At 73.1% G+C, this 16,422-nt stretch carries 12 protein-coding genes and 2 tRNA genes; 7 read left to right on the forward strand and 7 right to left on the reverse strand.

The genetic code is table 11. The features are described 5' to 3' along the window. Positions 1–171 precede the first annotated feature (171 nt). Positions 172–2,607, reverse strand: coding sequence for a transglycosylase domain-containing protein (locus ACIO9K_RS20470; RefSeq protein ID WP_400331630.1), 2,436 nt, complete (start codon positions 2,605–2,607; stop codon positions 172–174). A gap of 223 nt (positions 2,608–2,830) precedes the next feature. Continuing rightward, positions 2,831–2,904: transfer RNA gene (locus tag ACIO9K_RS20475), tRNA-Lys, on the reverse strand. A gap of 202 nt (positions 2,905–3,106) precedes the next feature. Between ACIO9K_RS20475 and ACIO9K_RS20480 the strand changes: the two genes are divergently transcribed. Together ACIO9K_RS20480 and ACIO9K_RS20485 are read left to right on the forward strand one after the other, a co-directional pair. Further along, entirely contained in the window at positions 3,107–3,844 is a 738-nt protein-coding gene (locus ACIO9K_RS20480) for a DUF998 domain-containing protein (RefSeq protein WP_363583761.1), read from the forward strand. Beyond that, a complete protein-coding gene (locus ACIO9K_RS20485; RefSeq protein WP_400331633.1) occupies positions 3,841–4,722 on the forward strand; it encodes an alpha/beta fold hydrolase in 882 nt (293 codons plus the stop codon). The genes ACIO9K_RS20480 and ACIO9K_RS20485 overlap by 4 nt, the downstream gene beginning before the upstream one ends. Before the next feature lie 94 nt (positions 4,723–4,816). Here the strand turns inward: ACIO9K_RS20485 and ACIO9K_RS20490 are convergent. The 4 genes from ACIO9K_RS20490 to ACIO9K_RS20505 all read right to left on the reverse strand — a co-directional run bounded on the left by ACIO9K_RS20490 (position 4,817) and on the right by ACIO9K_RS20505 (position 8,999). Further along, positions 4,817–4,890: transfer RNA gene (locus ACIO9K_RS20490), tRNA-Lys, on the reverse strand. 113 nt (positions 4,891–5,003) lie between these two features. After that, entirely contained in the window at positions 5,004–7,076 is a 2,073-nt protein-coding gene (locus ACIO9K_RS20495) for an ABC transporter ATP-binding protein (RefSeq protein ID WP_363619985.1), read from the reverse strand. Continuing rightward, positions 7,073–8,002, reverse strand: coding sequence for an ABC transporter permease (locus ACIO9K_RS20500; protein ID WP_350882605.1), 930 nt, complete (start codon positions 8,000–8,002; stop codon positions 7,073–7,075). The genes ACIO9K_RS20495 and ACIO9K_RS20500 overlap by 4 nt, the downstream gene beginning before the upstream one ends. A gap of 16 nt (positions 8,003–8,018) precedes the next feature. Then, positions 8,019–8,999, reverse strand: coding sequence for an ABC transporter permease (locus tag ACIO9K_RS20505; RefSeq protein ID WP_350882603.1), 981 nt, complete (start codon positions 8,997–8,999; stop codon positions 8,019–8,021). A 345-nt stretch (positions 9,000–9,344) separates the two neighbouring features. On the opposite strand from ACIO9K_RS20505, the gene ACIO9K_RS20510 reads away from it, so the two are divergent. Together ACIO9K_RS20510 and ACIO9K_RS20515 are read left to right on the forward strand one after the other, a co-directional pair. After that, the gene (locus ACIO9K_RS20510; protein WP_363619983.1) at positions 9,345–11,048 is read left to right on the forward strand and encodes an ABC transporter family substrate-binding protein; all 1,704 of its coding nucleotides are present in this window, start codon (positions 9,345–9,347) and stop codon (positions 11,046–11,048) included. Positions 11,049–11,501: 453 nt separating this feature from the next. Next, positions 11,502–12,692: a low temperature requirement protein A gene (locus ACIO9K_RS20515; RefSeq protein ID WP_363619981.1), complete on the forward strand. Its 1,191-nt coding sequence runs from the start codon at positions 11,502–11,504 to the stop codon at positions 12,690–12,692. A gap of 13 nt (positions 12,693–12,705) precedes the next feature. On the opposite strand, the gene ACIO9K_RS20520 is transcribed toward ACIO9K_RS20515, so the two are convergent. Beyond that, a complete protein-coding gene (locus tag ACIO9K_RS20520; RefSeq protein WP_363619979.1) occupies positions 12,706–13,680 on the reverse strand; it encodes a LysR family transcriptional regulator in 975 nt (324 codons plus the stop codon). Between the two features lie 260 nt (positions 13,681–13,940). On the opposite strand from ACIO9K_RS20520, the gene snpA (ACIO9K_RS20525) reads away from it, so the two are divergent. From snpA (ACIO9K_RS20525) to ACIO9K_RS20535, 3 genes are all read left to right on the forward strand, one after another. Continuing rightward, on the forward strand, positions 13,941–14,582 hold the full coding sequence (snpA, locus tag ACIO9K_RS20525; RefSeq protein ID WP_363619978.1) for a snapalysin: 642 nt from the start codon (positions 13,941–13,943) through the stop codon (positions 14,580–14,582). Between the two features lie 409 nt (positions 14,583–14,991). Further along, a complete protein-coding gene (gene snpA / locus ACIO9K_RS20530) occupies positions 14,992–15,615 on the forward strand; it encodes a snapalysin (protein ID WP_350882593.1) in 624 nt (207 codons plus the stop codon). 123 nt (positions 15,616–15,738) lie between these two features. Beyond that, positions 15,739–16,398 carry a pentapeptide repeat-containing protein gene (locus ACIO9K_RS20535; RefSeq protein ID WP_363619975.1) on the forward strand — a complete coding sequence of 220 codons (660 nt, stop codon included), beginning with the start codon at positions 15,739–15,741 and terminating at the stop codon, positions 16,396–16,398. Positions 16,399–16,422 lie beyond the last annotated feature (24 nt).

A 16,422-nucleotide genomic window follows, 5' to 3' on the forward strand; every position in this document is an offset into this window, starting at 1 on the left:
GCATTGTGGCAGTCATACCGGGCGGTCAGTAAGGTGCCATTCCGTCATTTGGTCCTGCACGGAACTGTGCGCAGCGGCGCACTCACCCGGCCCGCGCACGCCCCTGCGCCGTCCGCGCCCCCTCGCCGGCCCGAGCCCTCCCGCCACTCGGGCGCCCCGCCCCCGCCGCCGCTACCCGGCGTTCGCCCCCGCCCCGGTGAGCGTGTCCGACCCGCCCGTGGGCTGGGTGGTCGGCTGCGTGGTCGGCGCCGTGGTCGGGCCGGTGGAGGGTGTCGGCCGTCCGGTGGGCCGTCCGGTGGGCCGCGTCGTCGGCGGGGCGGTCGGCTGCTGGGTGGCCGGGGGCGCGGTCGGCGGGCTGGTCACACCGCCGCCGCCGGAGTTCGAGCCGCCGGCCGGCGTGGTCGGGCCCGAGCCGGCCCCGGCCCCGGCCCCGGCGCCGTCGCCCGGCGGGGTGGTCGGCGCCGCGGGGGCGGTCGAGGCGCCGTTCGAGCCGGTCCCGGTCGACGGGGTGCTGCTCGGCGAGGACGGGGCCGTCGGCAGATCGGTGGCGCCGGAGGAGTCGCCGCCGTCGGCCGGGGTCTGGAAGTCGCTGACCGGCACGCCCTTGAGCGCCGCCTTCATGTAGCTGGTCCAGATCTGCGCCGGGAACTGGCCGCCCGCCGCGCCGTCGATCCCGCCGACGCCGCTCAGGCTGACCTGGGCCCCGCTGCCCGGGTCCTGGCCGAACAGGGCCACCGAGGTGACCAGCTCGGGGGTGTAGCCGACGAACCAGACCGACTTCTGGTCGTCGGTGGTGCCGGTCTTGCCGGCCACCGGGCGGCCCAGTGCCTTGGCTCGCCAGCCGGTGCCGCCCGGGTCGTTCACCACGCCCTGGAGCATCGAGGTGACCTGGTTCGCGGTGTCCGTGCTGATCGCCTGGGTGGTCTTGTGCGCGGGCAGCGGGACGGCCTCGCCCTCGCGGTCCACGGACTGCACCAGCCACGGGGTGATCTGCTTGCCGCCGTTGTCCAGCGCCGCGTACACGCCGGCCATGTCGAGCACGCTCGGGGTGGCCGCGCCGAGCGGGATGGACGGTACCGGGTCGAGGCCCGGGGTGCTGCCGGGCAGGCCCAGCGCGATGCCGGTGTCCTTGACCTTCTGGAGCCCGGTGTCCTGGGCCAGCTGGGCGAACGCCGAGTTGACCGACCAGTCGGTGGCCTGCTGGAGGGAGATCTGGCCGTAGCTCCTGTCGCCCTCGTTCGGCGGCGCGTACGGGGTGCCCTTGCCGCCGCGGACCTTGCGGCCGCTGGTGCCGTCGTAGACGGTGCGCGGGGTGACGGTCCGGCCGTCCTGGGTCTTGGCGTTGTTCTCGAACGCGGCCGCCAGGGCGATCGCCTTGAAGGTCGAGCCGGCCTGGTAGTCCCGCCGGGTCGCGTTGTCGACGTAGTGCTTGACGTAGTCGACGCCGCCGTAGAGGGCGACGACCGCACCGGTCTTCGGGTCCACGGAGACGGCGCCGGCCTGGGCGGCCGCGTCCTTCTTCCGCTTGTCCGGGTTCAGGGTGTCGCGCAGCTGCGCCTGGACGGAGTCCTGGAGGGCCTGCTGGCGGGCCGGGTCGATGCTCAGCTTGATCGTGTAGCCGCCCTTGGCCAGCTCGGTCTCGCTGATGACCTGGTTCGAGGTGAGGTACTGGGTGGCCTCGTTCACCAGGTAGCCGGTCTGGCCGGACAGGCCCGGGTTGGGCTGCGGGTCCTTGACGTCCGGGAAGGTGGTGGCGGACCGTTCCTCGGCGGAGAGCCAGCCCTCCTTGACCATGCCGTCCAGCACGTAGTTCCAGCGGTTGACGGCGTTCTGCTTGCCGGCCGGGGTCGCGGTGGCCACGTCGTAGGCGCTCGGGGCGTTCAGCAGGGTGGCCAGGTAGGCGCCCTGGGCGGGGTTGAGCGCGGAGGCGTCGACGCCGAAGTACGCGTGGGCGGCGGCCTGGATGCCGTAGGCGCCGCGGCCGTAGTAGGAGGTGTTCAGGTAGCCGGAGAGGACGTCGTCCTTGCTCTCGGTGGCGTCCACCTTGATGGCTATGAAGAGTTCCTTCACCTTGCGGGTGACCGACTGCTTCTGGTTCAGGTACGTGTTCTTCACGTACTGCTGGGTGATCGTGGAGCCGCCCTGGGTGCCCGCGCCCTTGGCGGTGTTGACCGCGGCCCGGAGCAGGCCCTGCACGTTGACGGCGCCCTCGTGGTAGAAGTTGCGGTCCTCGGCGGCCAGTGCGGCGTGCTGGGCGGCGGGGGAGACCTTGTCCAGGCTGACGTTCTGCCGGTTGGTCTGGCCGGTGCGGGTGATCACGGAGCCGTCGGCGTAGAGCCAGGTGTTGCTCTGCGCGGTCGCGGCGGCGTGCGCGTCGGGGACCTTCACCAGCGTGACCCCGAGCACGAACAGGCCGACGCCGAGCAGCAGGGCCGCGGCGAGGCCGAGCAGGCTCATCCGCCAGGTGGGGATCAGCCGGCGCCAGCCGGTGCGCTTCGGGCGGCGGGGCTTCCCGCCGCCCGTCACGGGGGCGGCGCGCTTGAAGCGTTTGACCGGTCGGAGGCCTGTCGACGGCGTGCGACGGCCGCTCTGGGCGTTCTCGGACAAGGCGCGGCCTTTCCTGCGGGCGGACCGGGTCAGCCTGCACGGACGGGGACATCGGTGGTTAGGGACCTTTGTCCCGATTCCGGTTTACTGCCCTGGACGAGCCGGGCGGGCCGATTGGCTCCACCGGAACGGCAATCGAGACCGACATCACACGCAAAACGGACGTCGAAGGCCAAAAAATTGAGGAGCCCCTCGCTGTTGCGAGAGGCTCCCCAAATGTCTGTGCGCCGCCAGGGACTCGAACCCCGGACCCGCTGATTAAGAGTCAGCTGCTCTAACCAACTGAGCTAGCGGCGCCTGCTGACCTGGAAAACAATACACGGTCCCGGCGGGTGCCTCGAACCGCCCGGAACCGCCCGCGGCCGCGCGGGAACGAGCCCGCCGCCGAGGTGTCCGTTTCCGCCCGGTTGGGGTGCAGTTCGCCGCCGGTTAGGGTGGAACGGTGCCCAGCCCCAAGCCCGGACACCCGAACGCGCGGAAGGCGGTCGCCGCGCTGCTGATGCTCAGCGCCACGGCGTACACCGCGTGGGTGCTGGAGGTCGTGCTGAGCACCGGACTCGACCCGGTGCAGGCGTACATCAGCGAACTCGCGGCCGAGGACCAGCCGCTGGGCGGCCTGTTCCGGGCCACCGACCTGGTCGCCGGGCTCTGTGTGCTCGCCGCGGCCGTCACCGCCCTCGCCGGTGGGCAGGCCGGGCCGCGCGGCGCCCGGCGCGGGTGGGCGGTGGTCGGCTGGTCCGCCCTCGCCCTGTTCGGCGCGGCGACCGCCGCCGACTCCCGGCTGCCGCTCAGCTGCGCCCCCACCAGCGACGAGATGTGCGCCGCCCGCGAGACCGCCGGGCTCGTCCCCGCGACCCACACCGCGCACGCCGTCACCAGCAGCCTCGCCATGCTCGGTGCGCTCACCGGGCTGGCCGCGCTCACCGTCGCCGCCCGCCGCTACGGCTGGTGGCCGCCGGTGCGCCGGATCGGGCCCTGGCTGCTCGGCGCCGAACTGCTGGCCACCGGCTGGAGCCTGGCCGCGATCGCCGCCTTCGAGGCCGGGCGCGGCACCTGGGCGCTCGGGGCCGGCCAGCGGCTCCAGGTGCTGCTGGTGGCGCTCTGGCTGGCCGTCCTGGCGCTGAGCCTGGCCCTCCCCGCAGGGGCGCCGTCCGACGAATCCACCTGGTCCGACGCTTCTCCGCCGCACCGGGGGCCCCGGCCGGCCGAACGGCCCCCGGGCCGGGAGCCGGCATGACCGCACCCGACGACCCCCGCACCCGGGCGCGCTTCCTGCGCGTCGACGGCGTCCCGCTGCACGTCCGCACCGAGGGCAGCGGCCCGGTCTGCCTGCTCACCGGGGGCCTCGGCAGCAGCTGGTTCGACTGGGACCTGGTCGTCCCCTTCCTCACGCCCTACCGCACCGTGGTCCGCTTCGACCGACCCGGCTACGGGCTGAGCGCCCCCGAGCCCGCCACCGGGCGGCCCGCTCCGACGGCCGCCGGCGAGGCCGAGCGGATCCGCGCGGTGCTGGACGGCCTCGGGCTGCGCGGGCCCTGCACCGTCGTCGGCCACTCGCTGGCCGGCTTCCACGTCGAGGCCTTCGCCCGGCTGCACCCCGGCCGGGCCGCCGGGCTGGTCCTGGTGGACGGCAGCGTCGAACCGGCGGCCCGGCCGTACCCGGCCCCCGGCGCGCGCGACCTGGCGGTCCGGGCGCTCGCGGGCGCCGCCACCGCCGTCGCCGTGCCGTACCTGCTCGGCCCGGCCGCCCGCCGACTGACGGCCAGGCTGTCCACGGTCTGCCGCGAGGACCTCGCCCCGGCGCCGCTGGTGCGGCACTGCTACCGCACCGGCCGGGCCCTGCGCGCCCTGCTGCGGGAGAACGCGCGCTACCTCGACCTGGCCGCCGAGGTGGACGGGCTGCGGCGCACCCGGCCGCTGCCCGAGGGCCTGCCGGTCACCGTGCTCGCCGCCGACGACGGCTGCCGCAGCCGCCGTACCGAGGAGTGGCTGGCCGGCCAGCGGGAGCTGGCGGCGCTGCTCGGGGCCGACTACCGCACCACCGCCCCGGCCGGGCACCTGGTGATGTTCGACCGCCCGGACGCGGTGGCCTCCGCGGTCCTGGACACCGGTTGAGGCTGGGCATCCGTTGAGGCCGGGCACCCGCCGCGACGCCCACTGAAACGCCTCAGGCCGCCCACCGAAGTGAGCGGCCTGAGACCTTGCCATGTGCGCCGCCAGGGACTCGAACCCCGGACCCGCTGATTAAGAGTCAGCTGCTCTAACCAACTGAGCTAGCGGCGCCTGCTGACCCGGAGAACTTTACACGGCACCCGGTCGATCCGCCGAATCGCTTTCGGATGGTCACCCGCAGTGGTCGCCCGCAGTGGTCGCCCGCGGCGATCACAGGCGGCCGGCTACGACTCCGGGTAGTGGCAGGCCGCCTGGTGGTCCTGTGCGGGGATGTCGTCGAGGAGCGCCGGCCGTTCCTGTTCGCACCGCGTGCGGGCGGCCGGGTCGGCGAGGCGGGCGTACACCGGGCAGCGGGTGCGGAAGGAACAGCCGGTGCGGCGCTCGGTGGGGGAGGGCGGGTCGCCGGCGAGCAGGATGCGGTCGCGGGCGCGCTCGGCGGCGGGGTCGGGCAGTGGGACGGCGGAGAGCAGGGCGCGGGTGTACGGGTGCCGGGGGCGGTCGAAGACGGCGGAGACCTCGCCCTGTTCGACCGTCCGCCCGAGGTACATGACGCTGACCCGGTCGGCGAGGTGCCGGATCACCGAGAGGTCGTGCGAGACGAACAGGTAGGAGAGGCCGAGTTCGGCCTTGAGCGCTTGCAGCAGGTTGAGCACCCCGGCCTGGATGGAGACGTCCAGGGCGGAGACCGGTTCGTCCAGGACCAGCAGTTTCGGCCGGACGGCCAGGGCCCGGGCGATGGAGACGCGCTGGCGCTGCCCGCCGGAGAACTGGTGCGGGTAGCGGGCGGCGTGGTCCGGGTCGAGGCCGACCTGGTGCAGCAGTTCGGGCACCCGGCGGGCGATCTCCTCGCGGGCGGCGTGCTGGGCGCGCAGTGGTTCGGCGATGATGTCGCCGATCGGCATCCGCGGGTCGAGGCTGGCCATCGGGTCCTGGAAGACGATCTGCAGCCGGGCGCGCAGCCGGTGGGCCTCGGCGCGGGAGAGCTCGGCGGTGTCGTGGCCGAGCAGTTCGATCCGGCCGGTCTCGGGGGCGGTGAGGTTCAGCAGTTCGAACAGCGTGGTGGACTTGCCGGAGCCGGACTCCCCGACCAGGCCGAGGGTTTCGCCCTCCCGGAGGTCCAGGTCGACGCCGTCCACCGCGTAGACCTCGCCGACCCGGCGCTTGAACACCGTGCCCTTGAGGAGCGGAAACGTTTTGCCAAGGCCGCTCACCGCCAGCACCGGCGCCCGCGAGCTCCGGTCCCCCCGGTCCTCCGGAGCGGCCGACGGGGCCGGAAGCGCCGGCACCGGGTAGACGTCGGCCGGCGCGGGCCGCCGCTCGGCCAGCTCCGCCGACCGGACGCAGGCCGCCAGGTGACCGTCGCCCCCGGCCAGTTCCGGCTCCGCCGCCGAGCAGCGCTCCTCCGCCAGCGGGCAGCGGGCGGCGAACGGGCAGCCCGGCGGCAGGTCGGCCATCGGGGCGGGTGCGCCGGGGATCGGGACGAGCGGGCCGCCGAGCCCGTCCAGCCGGGGCACCGCGCCGATCAGGCCGAGCGTGTACGGGTGGCGCGGGGCCGCGAACAGCTCGTCCACCCCGGCGGTCTCGACCACCCGCCCCGCGTACATCACCGCGACCCGGTCGGCCATCCCGGCGATCACCCCGAGGTCGTGGCTGACCAGGACGAGGGCCGCGCCGGTCTCCCGCTGCGCGGTGCGCAGCACGTCCAGCACCTGGGCCTGGATGGTGACGTCCAGCGCGGTGGTCGGCTCGTCGGCGAGCAGGACGTCGGGGCCGTTGGCGATCGCCATGGCGATCATCGCGCGCTGGCGCATGCCGCCGGAGAACTCGTGCGGGAAGCTGTCCAGGGCCCGTTCGGGGGCCGGGATGCCCACCAGGTCGAGGAGTTCGGCGGCCCGGCGGCGGGCGGCGACCCGGTCGACCCGCTGGTGGATGCGGACGGCCTCGGCGATCTGGTCGCCGATCCGGTAGACCGGGGTGAAGGCGGACAGCGGGTCCTGGAAGACCATGGCGATCCGGCGGCCGCGGATCGCGGCGAGCTCCTTGCCGGGCAGCCCGACCAGTTCCCGCCCGTCCAGTCGCACCGAGCCCTGGACGCCGGCCGTCCTCGGCAGCAGGCCGAGCACGGACAGCGCGGTGACGGACTTGCCGGAGCCGGACTCGCCGACGATGCCGAGGGTCTCGCCGCGCCGCAGGGTGAGGTCCACCCCGCGGACGGCGGGGACGGGGCCGTGCGGCCCGGCGAAGTCCACCCGCAGGTCGCTGACGGCGAGCAGGGGGGTGTCGACGGTGGTGGTCACGGCTTCTTCCTCCGGGCGGAGCGGCGGCGGGGCGCGCCCCCGGCGGTGGGGTCGAGGGCGTCGCGCAGCCCGTCGCCGATCAGGTTGACGGCGAGGACGAAGAGCACCAGCAGCCCGGCGGCGAAGTAGAACAGCCAGGGGAACACCGGGGCTTCGCTGGTCCCGGCGGCGAGCAGGGTGCCGAGCGAGACGTCCGGCGGTTTGACGCCGAAGCCGAAGTAGGAGAGCGCGGTCTCGCTCATCACGGCGCCGCCGACCGCGATGGTGGCGTCGATGATGAGGAAGGAGGCGACGTTCGGCAGGATGTGGCGGGTGATGATCCGCAGCGGCCGCACTCCCATGAACCGTGCGGCGCGGACGAATTCGCGCTCGCGCAGCGAGATGGTCATCGAGCGGACCACCCGGGCGGTGATCATCCAGTTGAACAGGGCGAGCAGCAGTACGAAGGCGATCCAGCCGGCGCTCTTCAGCCGGGGCGAGACGATGGTGATGATCAGGAAGCTGGGGAAGACCAGCAGCAGGTCCACCGCGAACATCAGCGCGCGGTCGGCCCAGCCGCCGAAGTAACCGGCGCAGGCGCCGACCAGGGAGGCCAGCACGGTGGAGAACAGGGCCACCAGCAGGCCGATGACCAGCGACTTCTGCAGGCCGCGGACGGTCTGGGCGAAGACGTCCTGGCCGATCCCGTTGGTGCCGAACCAGTGCTCGGCGGACGGCGGTTGGTGCAGCGCGCCGAAGTCGGGGGCGGCGTAGTCCCAGGGCGTGAGGTACGGCCCGCCGAAGGCGAGCGCGAACAGCAGCAGGACGATCACGGCTCCGGCGACGGCCCCGCGGGCGGCCAGCAGCCGGGCGAGGACGAGCCGGGCCCGGCCGGTGGTGCGGGGGGCGGCGGCCGGGGCGGCCGGTTCCACGGCGACGGTGGTCACGTCAGTTCACCTCCGGTCAGGACCGCACGCGCGGATCGAGGGCGGCGTGCAGGGTGTCGGCGAGGAAGCCGGAGGCGAGGACGACGACGGCGGTGAACAGGTTGACGGCGACGACCGAGTTGACGTCCTGTTCGTTGATCGACTGGATCAGCCACTCGCCCATGCCGTGCCAGCCGAAGATCGTCTCGGTGAAGATCGCGCCGGTGAAGATGCCCAGGAAGCTGTAGGCGAACATGGTCGACATCGGGATCACCGCGGTCCGCAGCCCGTGCTTGACCAGCGCCCTGCGGCGGGTGAGCCCCTTGGCCTCGGCGGTGCGCAGGTAGTCGGAGCCGAGCACGTCGAGCATGGTGCCGCGCTGGTAGCGGCTGTAGGTGGCGAGGCCGCCGAGCGCGAGCGAGATGGTGGGCAGCAGCAGGTGCAGCGCCCAGTCGGCGAGGTGGGCGCCGAGGCCGCCGGTCAGTCCGGGGGTCTCGTAGCCGGTGAACGGGATGACGTCGTGGCCGGCCGCGTCCTTGGCGGCGATGGCGCCGTTCTTGAGGAACAGCGCGACCAGGAAGACCGGGGTGGAGAGCAGAACGAAGGAGAGCACGGTGAGCAGCCGGTCGGAGATCCGGTACTGGCGGACGGCGCTCCAGGCCCCGGCGGCGATGCCGAGGACGATGCCGAGCAGGCTGCCGAGCAGCAGCAGCCGCAGCGAGACCCAGACCCGGCGGCCGAAGTCGTCGGTGACCGGGGTGTCGTGGATGGTCCGGCCGAGGTCGCCGTGGAGCAGCCCGTCGGCCCAGTGGCCGAAGCGTTCGACGACCGGGGTGCGGTCGTTCAGGTTGAGCGCGGTGAGCTGGCGCTCGACCGACTCGGCGGCCGGGCGGGGGACCTTGGCGTCGAAGTAGGTGCGCGGCTGGAGGGCGGTCGCGGAGATCGCGTACGCCAGGAAGACGGCGGCGATCAGCAGCACCGCGTAGTAGCTCAGGCGCTTCGCCAGGTAACGGAGCATCAACGGCCGCCCGGGGTGGGGGAGGGGCCGACGCGTCTGGTGGGCATCGGGTGGTGGCCTTCGGTCGGGGCCCGTTCAGGCCTTCGGACGGCAGGAGGACGAGGCGGTACGGGGAAAGCGCAGGTCAGAGTCTGGCAGCGGTGCGCGGCCGGGGTGTTGCGGCAGTATTGCCGCGGATGACTTCTGGATCAGGTGTGCGGTTCTCCCCCTGGTGACGGAACTGATCGGCTGTTACGTTCTGCTGGCCCGGTGCCGACTTGGCTGCCCACGCTCAAGCCCCGCCACACCTCACGCGGCACAACTGCCCGTTACCGCCCGTTTCGAAGACCTCACCAGGGGGACTCCATGGACGCTTCCACCACGGCCCGCCGCCTCGGCCGGGCGACTGCCCTCGCCGTCGCCGTCGCGCTGGCGGTCACCGCGTGCACCTCGGGCGGGGGCGGCTCGGCCGACAAGGTGGCGAAGAGCGAGCCGCCCCGGCAGGACTCCCAGGACATCAACGCCAAGCCGCTGGACCAGGTCAAGGACGGCGGCGAGGTGCGGTTCCCGCTGTACCAGTGGATCACCCAGTGGAACCCGCTCCAGGTGGACGGCACCTACGGCGACGCGGTCTCGATCATGCGCGCCCTGGAGCCGTCGCTCTTCAACACGGACGCCTCCGGCACCTTCCAGCCCAACGCCGACTACCTGCTGGACGCCAAGGTCACCTCGACCTCGCCCGAGGTGATCACCTACAAGCTCAACCCCAAGGCCAAGTGGTCGGACGGCAAGCCGCTCAGCTACCTGGACTTCAAGGCCGACTGGCAGGCCAGCAACGGCAAGGACCCGGCGTACAACATCGCCGACCCGTCCGGTTACGAGCAGATCTCCGCCGTCGAGCAGGGGGCCGACCCGAGCGAGGTGAAGGTCACCTTCTCCGAGCCGTACGCGGACTGGCAGAACCTGTTCCGCCCGCTGATCCCGGCGGCCGGCATCGCCACCCCGGACGACTTCAACAAGGGCTGGGTGGAGAAGATCCCGATCACCGCGGGCGCGCTGAAGATCGGCGTGGCGGACAAGACCGCGCAGACCCTCACGCTCGTCCCGGACCCGGCCTGGTGGGGCACCAAGGCCAAGGCGGACAAGATCACCTTCCGGGTGATGACCCAGTCCGCGACCACCCAGTCGTACCTCAACAACGAGATCGACCTCGCCACGGCCGGCACCGCCGCCGCGTACGGGCAGCTCAAGGACGCCAAGGACACCGCGATCCGGGCCGCCAGCCCGTGGGACGAGGTGCACATCTCCTTCGGCTCCGGCGGCGCGCTGGCGGACCAGAAGGTCCGCCAGGCGCTCGGCAAGGCGCTCGACCGGTCCGCACTGATCAAGATCGCCAACAACGGGGTGCCGGTGGAGTTCAAGCCGCTCGGCAACCACATCTTCATGCCCAACCAGACCGGCTACCAGGACAACTCGGGCGAGTGGGCGAAGTTCGACGTGCCCGCCGCCAAGAAGCTGCTGGACGACGCCGGTTGGAAGGAGGCGGGCGCCGGCCAGCCGCGCACCAAGGACGGCCAGTCGCTGCAACTGCACTGGACGGTCAACGAGTCCACCCCGCAGGCCCAGATCGACCTGGCCACCGCCGCCGCCGCGATGTGGCTGCAGGCCGGGGTCAAGGTGAGCCTGGACAAGGTGCCCGCCAACGACTTCTTCACCAAGTACGTGAACCCGGGCAAGTTCGAGATCGCGAGCTGGCGCAACACCGACTCGTTCCCGCTCTCCAAGAGCCTGGGCAACTTCCGTCTGCCGGTGGGGGACAACACCTTCAACAACCCTTCGCGGATCGGCAGCCAGGAGGTCGACGACCTGCTCAAGAAGGCGGCCGGGACGGTCGACCCGGTGGAGGCCGCGAAGCTCTACAACCAGGCCGACGCGAAGATCTGGGAACTCGGCCACACCGTCGAGCTCTACCAGCGGCCGACCGTGGTGGCGACGCGCAAGGGCCTCGCCAACTACGGCGCCTTCGGCCTGGCCGGGGAGGACTACGCCAAGGTCGGCTGGGAGAAGTAGCCCCCGCCGCGGACGCGGCGAGAGCGACCGGGCGGCAGGCGCTGGCGAGCAGCGCGGTGATCACGAGGCCGGTGGTACGGACACGGGAAGGTCGGCTCTGCCGCCCCCGCTCTCCTGCCACCGGCCTTGACCTTCCGCGTTGCCCGCAGGCCGCCCGTGTCGTGGGGCCCCGCAAGGCCCGCGCTCGCTTCCAACCGGGGACGAATCTAGCGGGGCCGTCCGGCCGGCCGCGGCGCAGCGCGCGGGGCGCGCCCGGAAACCCGCCGCGCTGTCACCCGGTTCGCGCACCGGGGCGTCAACTACGGCTGACGGCAAGGAAAAAAGCGGACGAAAGGCGCAATCGATCCCGGGACCGCGAACCGCTGCGCCCGTCGCGCCGGTGCGTGCGCGGGGCCCGGGCCGCTGCCAGGATGCGCGGGACAGCCAGCCCCTCCCGAACCCGGAGCAGCACCGATGGCCAGCGAATCCGCCGCCGCCCCCCACCCGCGCCCCGTCGACCCGCCCCCGGTGCGCCGGATGGTCCCGCGCGACCGGGACGAGCCGCACCGGGTCGCCACCCCGCTGGAACTCTTCTTCGACCTCTGCTTCGTGGTCGCCGTCGGCCAGGCCGGGCGCGAACTCGCCCACTCCCTGGCGGCCGGCCACTACGGCGACGGCCTGCGCGGCTACGCGATCGCCTTCTTCGCGATCTGGTGGGCCTGGATGAACTTCACCTGGTTCGCCTCCGCGTACGACTGCGACGACGTGCCGTACCGGGTCACCACGCTGGTGCAGATCGCCGGGGTGCTGGTCCTCGCGGCCGGGGTGCCGCGGCTGTTCGCCACCCAGGACCTGACGCTGGCGATCGCCGGGTACGTGGTGATGCGCCTGGCGATGGTCACCCAGTGGCTGCGGGCGGCGGCCAGCGAGCAGGGCGAGGCGCGCCGGGTCGCCGTGCGGTACGCGGTCGGGATCGCGCTCTGCCAGGTGGGCTGGGTGGTGGTGGTGCTGCTGCCGGACGCCGTCCGGCCGGTGGTCATCCCGCTCGGGGTGCTGTGCGAGCTGGCCGTGCCGGTGGTCGCCGAACTGCGGAAGCAGACCTCCTGGCACCCGCACCACATCGCCGAGCGGTACGGGCTGTTCACCCTGATCGTGCTCGGCGAGACGGTGGCGGCCGCGACGGTCGCGGTGCAGTCGGCGGTGGACGAGCACGAGGAGCTGGGCCGGCTGTTGCCGGTGGCGGTCGGCGGCCTGCTGATCTGCTTCGCGGCCTGGTGGATCTACTTCGCCCGGCCGGTCCACGAGCACCTGCGCTCCAACCGGCAGGCCTTCGCCTGGGGGTACGGCCACTACCTGGTGTTCGGCGCGGCCGCCGCGATCGGCACCGGACTGGAGGTGGCGGTGGAGTCGGCCGTGCACCAGGCGGAGATCTCCGCGACGGCCGCCACCGCGACGGTCACCGTGCCCACCGCGCTCTACCTGCTCACGGTCTGGCTGCTGCATTCCCGGCACACCAAGACCGGCTTGGCGCAGGCGCTGGCCCCGACCGGGGCGGTGCTGGTGCTGGCCTGCACGGCGTTCGGGGGCTCCGGTGTGCCGGCGGCGGGCCTGGTCTGCGCGCTGACCGTGGCGGTGGGCGTGGTGCTGCACAGCCGGGAGGGCTGACGGGGGCTGATTCTCAGGCGCAGTCCAGCAGGATCGGCTCGTGCCGGGCCAGCCAGGCCAGGTAGGCCGGGTTGACCTTGGCCAGGTCCAGGTAGGCGGCGCGCAGTTCGCCATACAGCGCGTCCAGCGCGGGCTGGCTGAGCGCGCGAGGGCGCCAGGTGAGCAGCAGCCGGACGGCCAGCGGGTCCCCGTGCACGGGGCGCACCACCGTGCCGGGACCGGGGGCGGAGGTCGGCTGGCAGGGGCGGACGGCCTCGCCGGAGGCGACCAGTTCGGCGGCGGTGGCGTTGTCCCGCACCTGGACCACCCGGGGGTTGAGCCCGGCATCGCTGAACACCCGGCGCATCGCCGCGTACTCGTGGTCGGCGGTCGGGTCGACCATCCAGGTGTCCTCGGCGAGATCGGTCAGGTGGACGACCGGGCGGGCGGCGGCCGGGTGTCCGGCGGCGAGCGCGACGAACTGGGGCTCACGGGCCATCAGCACCCGGTGCTCGGCGTCCGGCGGCACCCGTAGCGGGAAGCCCTCGCTCTCGTAGACGAAGGCCACGTCCAGCTGGTCGGCGGCGACCATCCGCAGCAGGGCGCTGGCCGAGACGTCGACGTGGATGGTGGTGTCGGTGTCCGGCAGCCGTTCGTGCACCCGGCGCAGCCAGGCGGCGACCGCCCGGCTGCCGACGCTGCCGATCCGCAGCCGGCGCTGCCGCCCGGGGCCGGCCGCGTCGCGGGCCTCCTGGCGGGCGGCGGCCACCAGCGCGGCCATCTCGGTGATCACCGGCCGGGCCCGGGACAGCACCGAGTGGCCGAGCGCGGTGGGCCGGCTGCCGGTCTGCTCGCGGGTGAACAGGGTGCCGCCGATGGCCCGTTCGATGCGGTGCAGCTGGGTGGTGAGGGAGGGCTGGGTCATGCCGAGCTGGAGCGCGGCCTTGCGGAGGCTGCCGGTGTCGGCGATAGCGCACACCACCCGGAGGTGTCTCACGTCGAGCTCCACGCCCGGAGCATAGACGCCACCCGGCCTTGTCGCCAAGGACATGACAGAACAAAGCGCGGCGGGAGGGCGCGCTGCGGGCCCCGCCGGTATGCGGCGGTGCTATCGCCGGTTGACATCATCCGCCGCGGGCCCGGGCGGGTCGAAGCTCGGGGACAGCGAATCCGCCCCGGCCCCACCGGGGCGCCCCCACCGTCGCCGCAGCCGTGTCCGGCCCCCACCGGCCCCGGCGGTTCGGCGTACCGCGAATCCGGAGCCCCCACATGAAGCGATCCGTGCTGTCCGCGACCCTCGGCCTGGCCCTCGCGGCCGGTCTCGCCGTGCTGCCCGCCACCGCCGCGTCCGCCGCCACCCCCGGCCCGGCCGTCCAGGGCTACACCGCCTCGACGTACGCCGGTTCGGCCGCCGAGGCCGCGAACAACCAGGCGTTCTTCCACGCCGTGATGGCCTCCGCCAAGGCCAAGCAGGCAGCCAACCCGTGGCTGCAGACCGTCACCGTCACCTACGACACCGCCGGCGCGCCCTCCTTCACCAGTCAGATATCCCAGGCCGCGCAGATCTGGAACAGCTCGGTCAGCAACGTCCAGCTCCAGGCGAGCAGCGGCACCGGCGACTTCTCGTACTACGAGGGCAACGACAGCCGCGGCTCCTACGCCAGCACCGACGGCCACGGCCACGGCTACGTCTTCCTCGACTACCAGCAGAACCAGCAGTACAGCTCGCTGCGCGTCACCGCGCACGAGACCGGGCACGTGCTCGGCCTGCCCGACAACTACTCCGGCCCGTGCAGCGAGCTGATGTCCGGCGGCGGCCCCGGCCCGTCCTGCACCAACCCCTACCCCGACAGCAACGAGCGCGGCCAGGTCGACAGCCTCTGGTCGAACGGCGTCGAGTCCGTGAACTAGGCAAGCCTGCGGACCGGGCAAGCCCGCGGACTGGGCGAGTCCGCGAACTGGGGAAGCCCTCGAATCGGAGGAGCCCGCGAACTCGTTGCGGCGCCAAGGAAGTTGCCGATGCCCTTCGGGTGCGGCGGGCCGCCCGGCCGGAATCGGGTGGCCCGCCGCTCGGTTGCTTCCCCGATCGGGAGCCTAACCGCCGGTGGAGCGGAATGCCAGGGGCACGCGCGAGTCAAGGCCGGTTAAAGACATCTCAAATCCCTTTACCGCAAGGGGTATTGATCGAAGCTATCGCGGGTTGACATCATCCGCCCGCCCGCCGGGCTGCCCGAAGCTCTGGGGACATCACCCGCTGACCAGGTGTCCCCCAGGGCCGGCCCCCAACCGGCCACGGCACCACCGGAATCGGAGCCCCCACATGAAGCGATCCGTGCTGTCCGCGACCCTCGGCCTGGCCCTCGCGGCCGGTCTCGCCGTGCTGCCCGCCACCGCCGCGTCCGCCGCCACCCCCGGCCCGGCCGTCCAGGGCTACACCGCCTCGACGTACGCCGGTTCGGCCGCCGAGGCCGCGAACAACCAGGCGTTCTTCCAGGCCGTGATGGCCTCCGCGAAGGCCAAGCAGGCCGCCAGCCCGAACCTGGCGACCGTCGTCGTCACCTACGACGCCAGCTCGGCACCGACCTTCCGCACCCAGATAGCCAACGCCGCGCAGATCTGGAACAGCTCGGTCAGCAACGTCCAGCTGCGGGCCGGCTCGGGCGGCGACTTCTCGTACTACGAGGGCAACGACAGCCGCGGCTCCTACGCCAGCACCGACGGCCACGGGCGCGGCTACGTCTTCCTCGACTACCAGCAGAACCGGCAGTACAACTCGGTCCGGGTGACCGCGCACGAGACCGGGCACGTGCTCGGCCTGCCGGACCACTACTCCGGCCCGTGCAGCGAGCTGATGTCCGGCGGCGGCCCCGGTACCTCCTGCACCAACCCGTACCCGAACAGCACCGAGCGCAGCCGCGTCAACTCCCTCTGGGCGCGCGGCTGACCTTTCTGAGGACCGCACCTCGGCCCGGCCGCAGTCCGCTGCGGCCGGTCCGGGGCGTTGTCGGTGCCGCGTGCGAGCATTCGGGCGAGACCCGTTCGCCCCCGACCGTGAGGTGCCGCCGCCATGCCGCGTTCCGCCCCCGACCAGCTCGCCGACCTGCCGTACGCGGACCTGCTCCGCCCCCACACCGGGCGGCTGCGCAGCGACGAGCGCTACGACACCACGCACTTCGACGGCGGCGAGCACACCGACGAGTCGGCGGCCGGGGCGGCGTTCCTGGAGTGCGCCTTCACCGGGGTCGCGCTCAGCGGGGTCAAGCTGCGCCAGGCCCGCTTCAACGAGGTCTGGGTGCAGGCCGGTCGCTGGGTGGCCTGCGACCTGAGCGACACCGAGTGGCAGGACAGCGCCTTCGTCGGCGGCGTGCTGGCCGGGGTCGCCGGATACGGCTCGGCGCTGCGCCGGGTGGTGTTCCGCGGCTGCAAGCTGGAGGCGGTCAACCTGCGGGCGGCCGTGCTGCGGGACGTCGTGTTCGAGGACTGCCTGCTGCGCGACGTGGACTTCGGCGAGGCCAAGCTGACCGAGGTGTCCTTCCCCGGCTCCACGCTGGAGGAGGTCCGGCTGCGCGGTGCCACCCTGAAGAAGACCGACCTGCGCGGGGCCGCCCGGCTCGGACTCGCGGACGGCCACCAGGGGCTGCGCGGCGCGGTCATCAGCTCCACCCAACTGCTGGAGCTGGCGCCGCAGTTCGCCCAGGCACTGGGAATCGAGGTCAAGGACCGCTGACCAGCCGCCCGCTCCGTCCCTCCC

The sequence above is a fragment of the Kitasatospora sp. NPDC087271 genome, assembly GCF_044744605.1.
In the GTDB taxonomy this organism is placed as follows: Bacteria; Actinomycetota; Actinomycetes; order Streptomycetales; family Streptomycetaceae; genus Kitasatospora.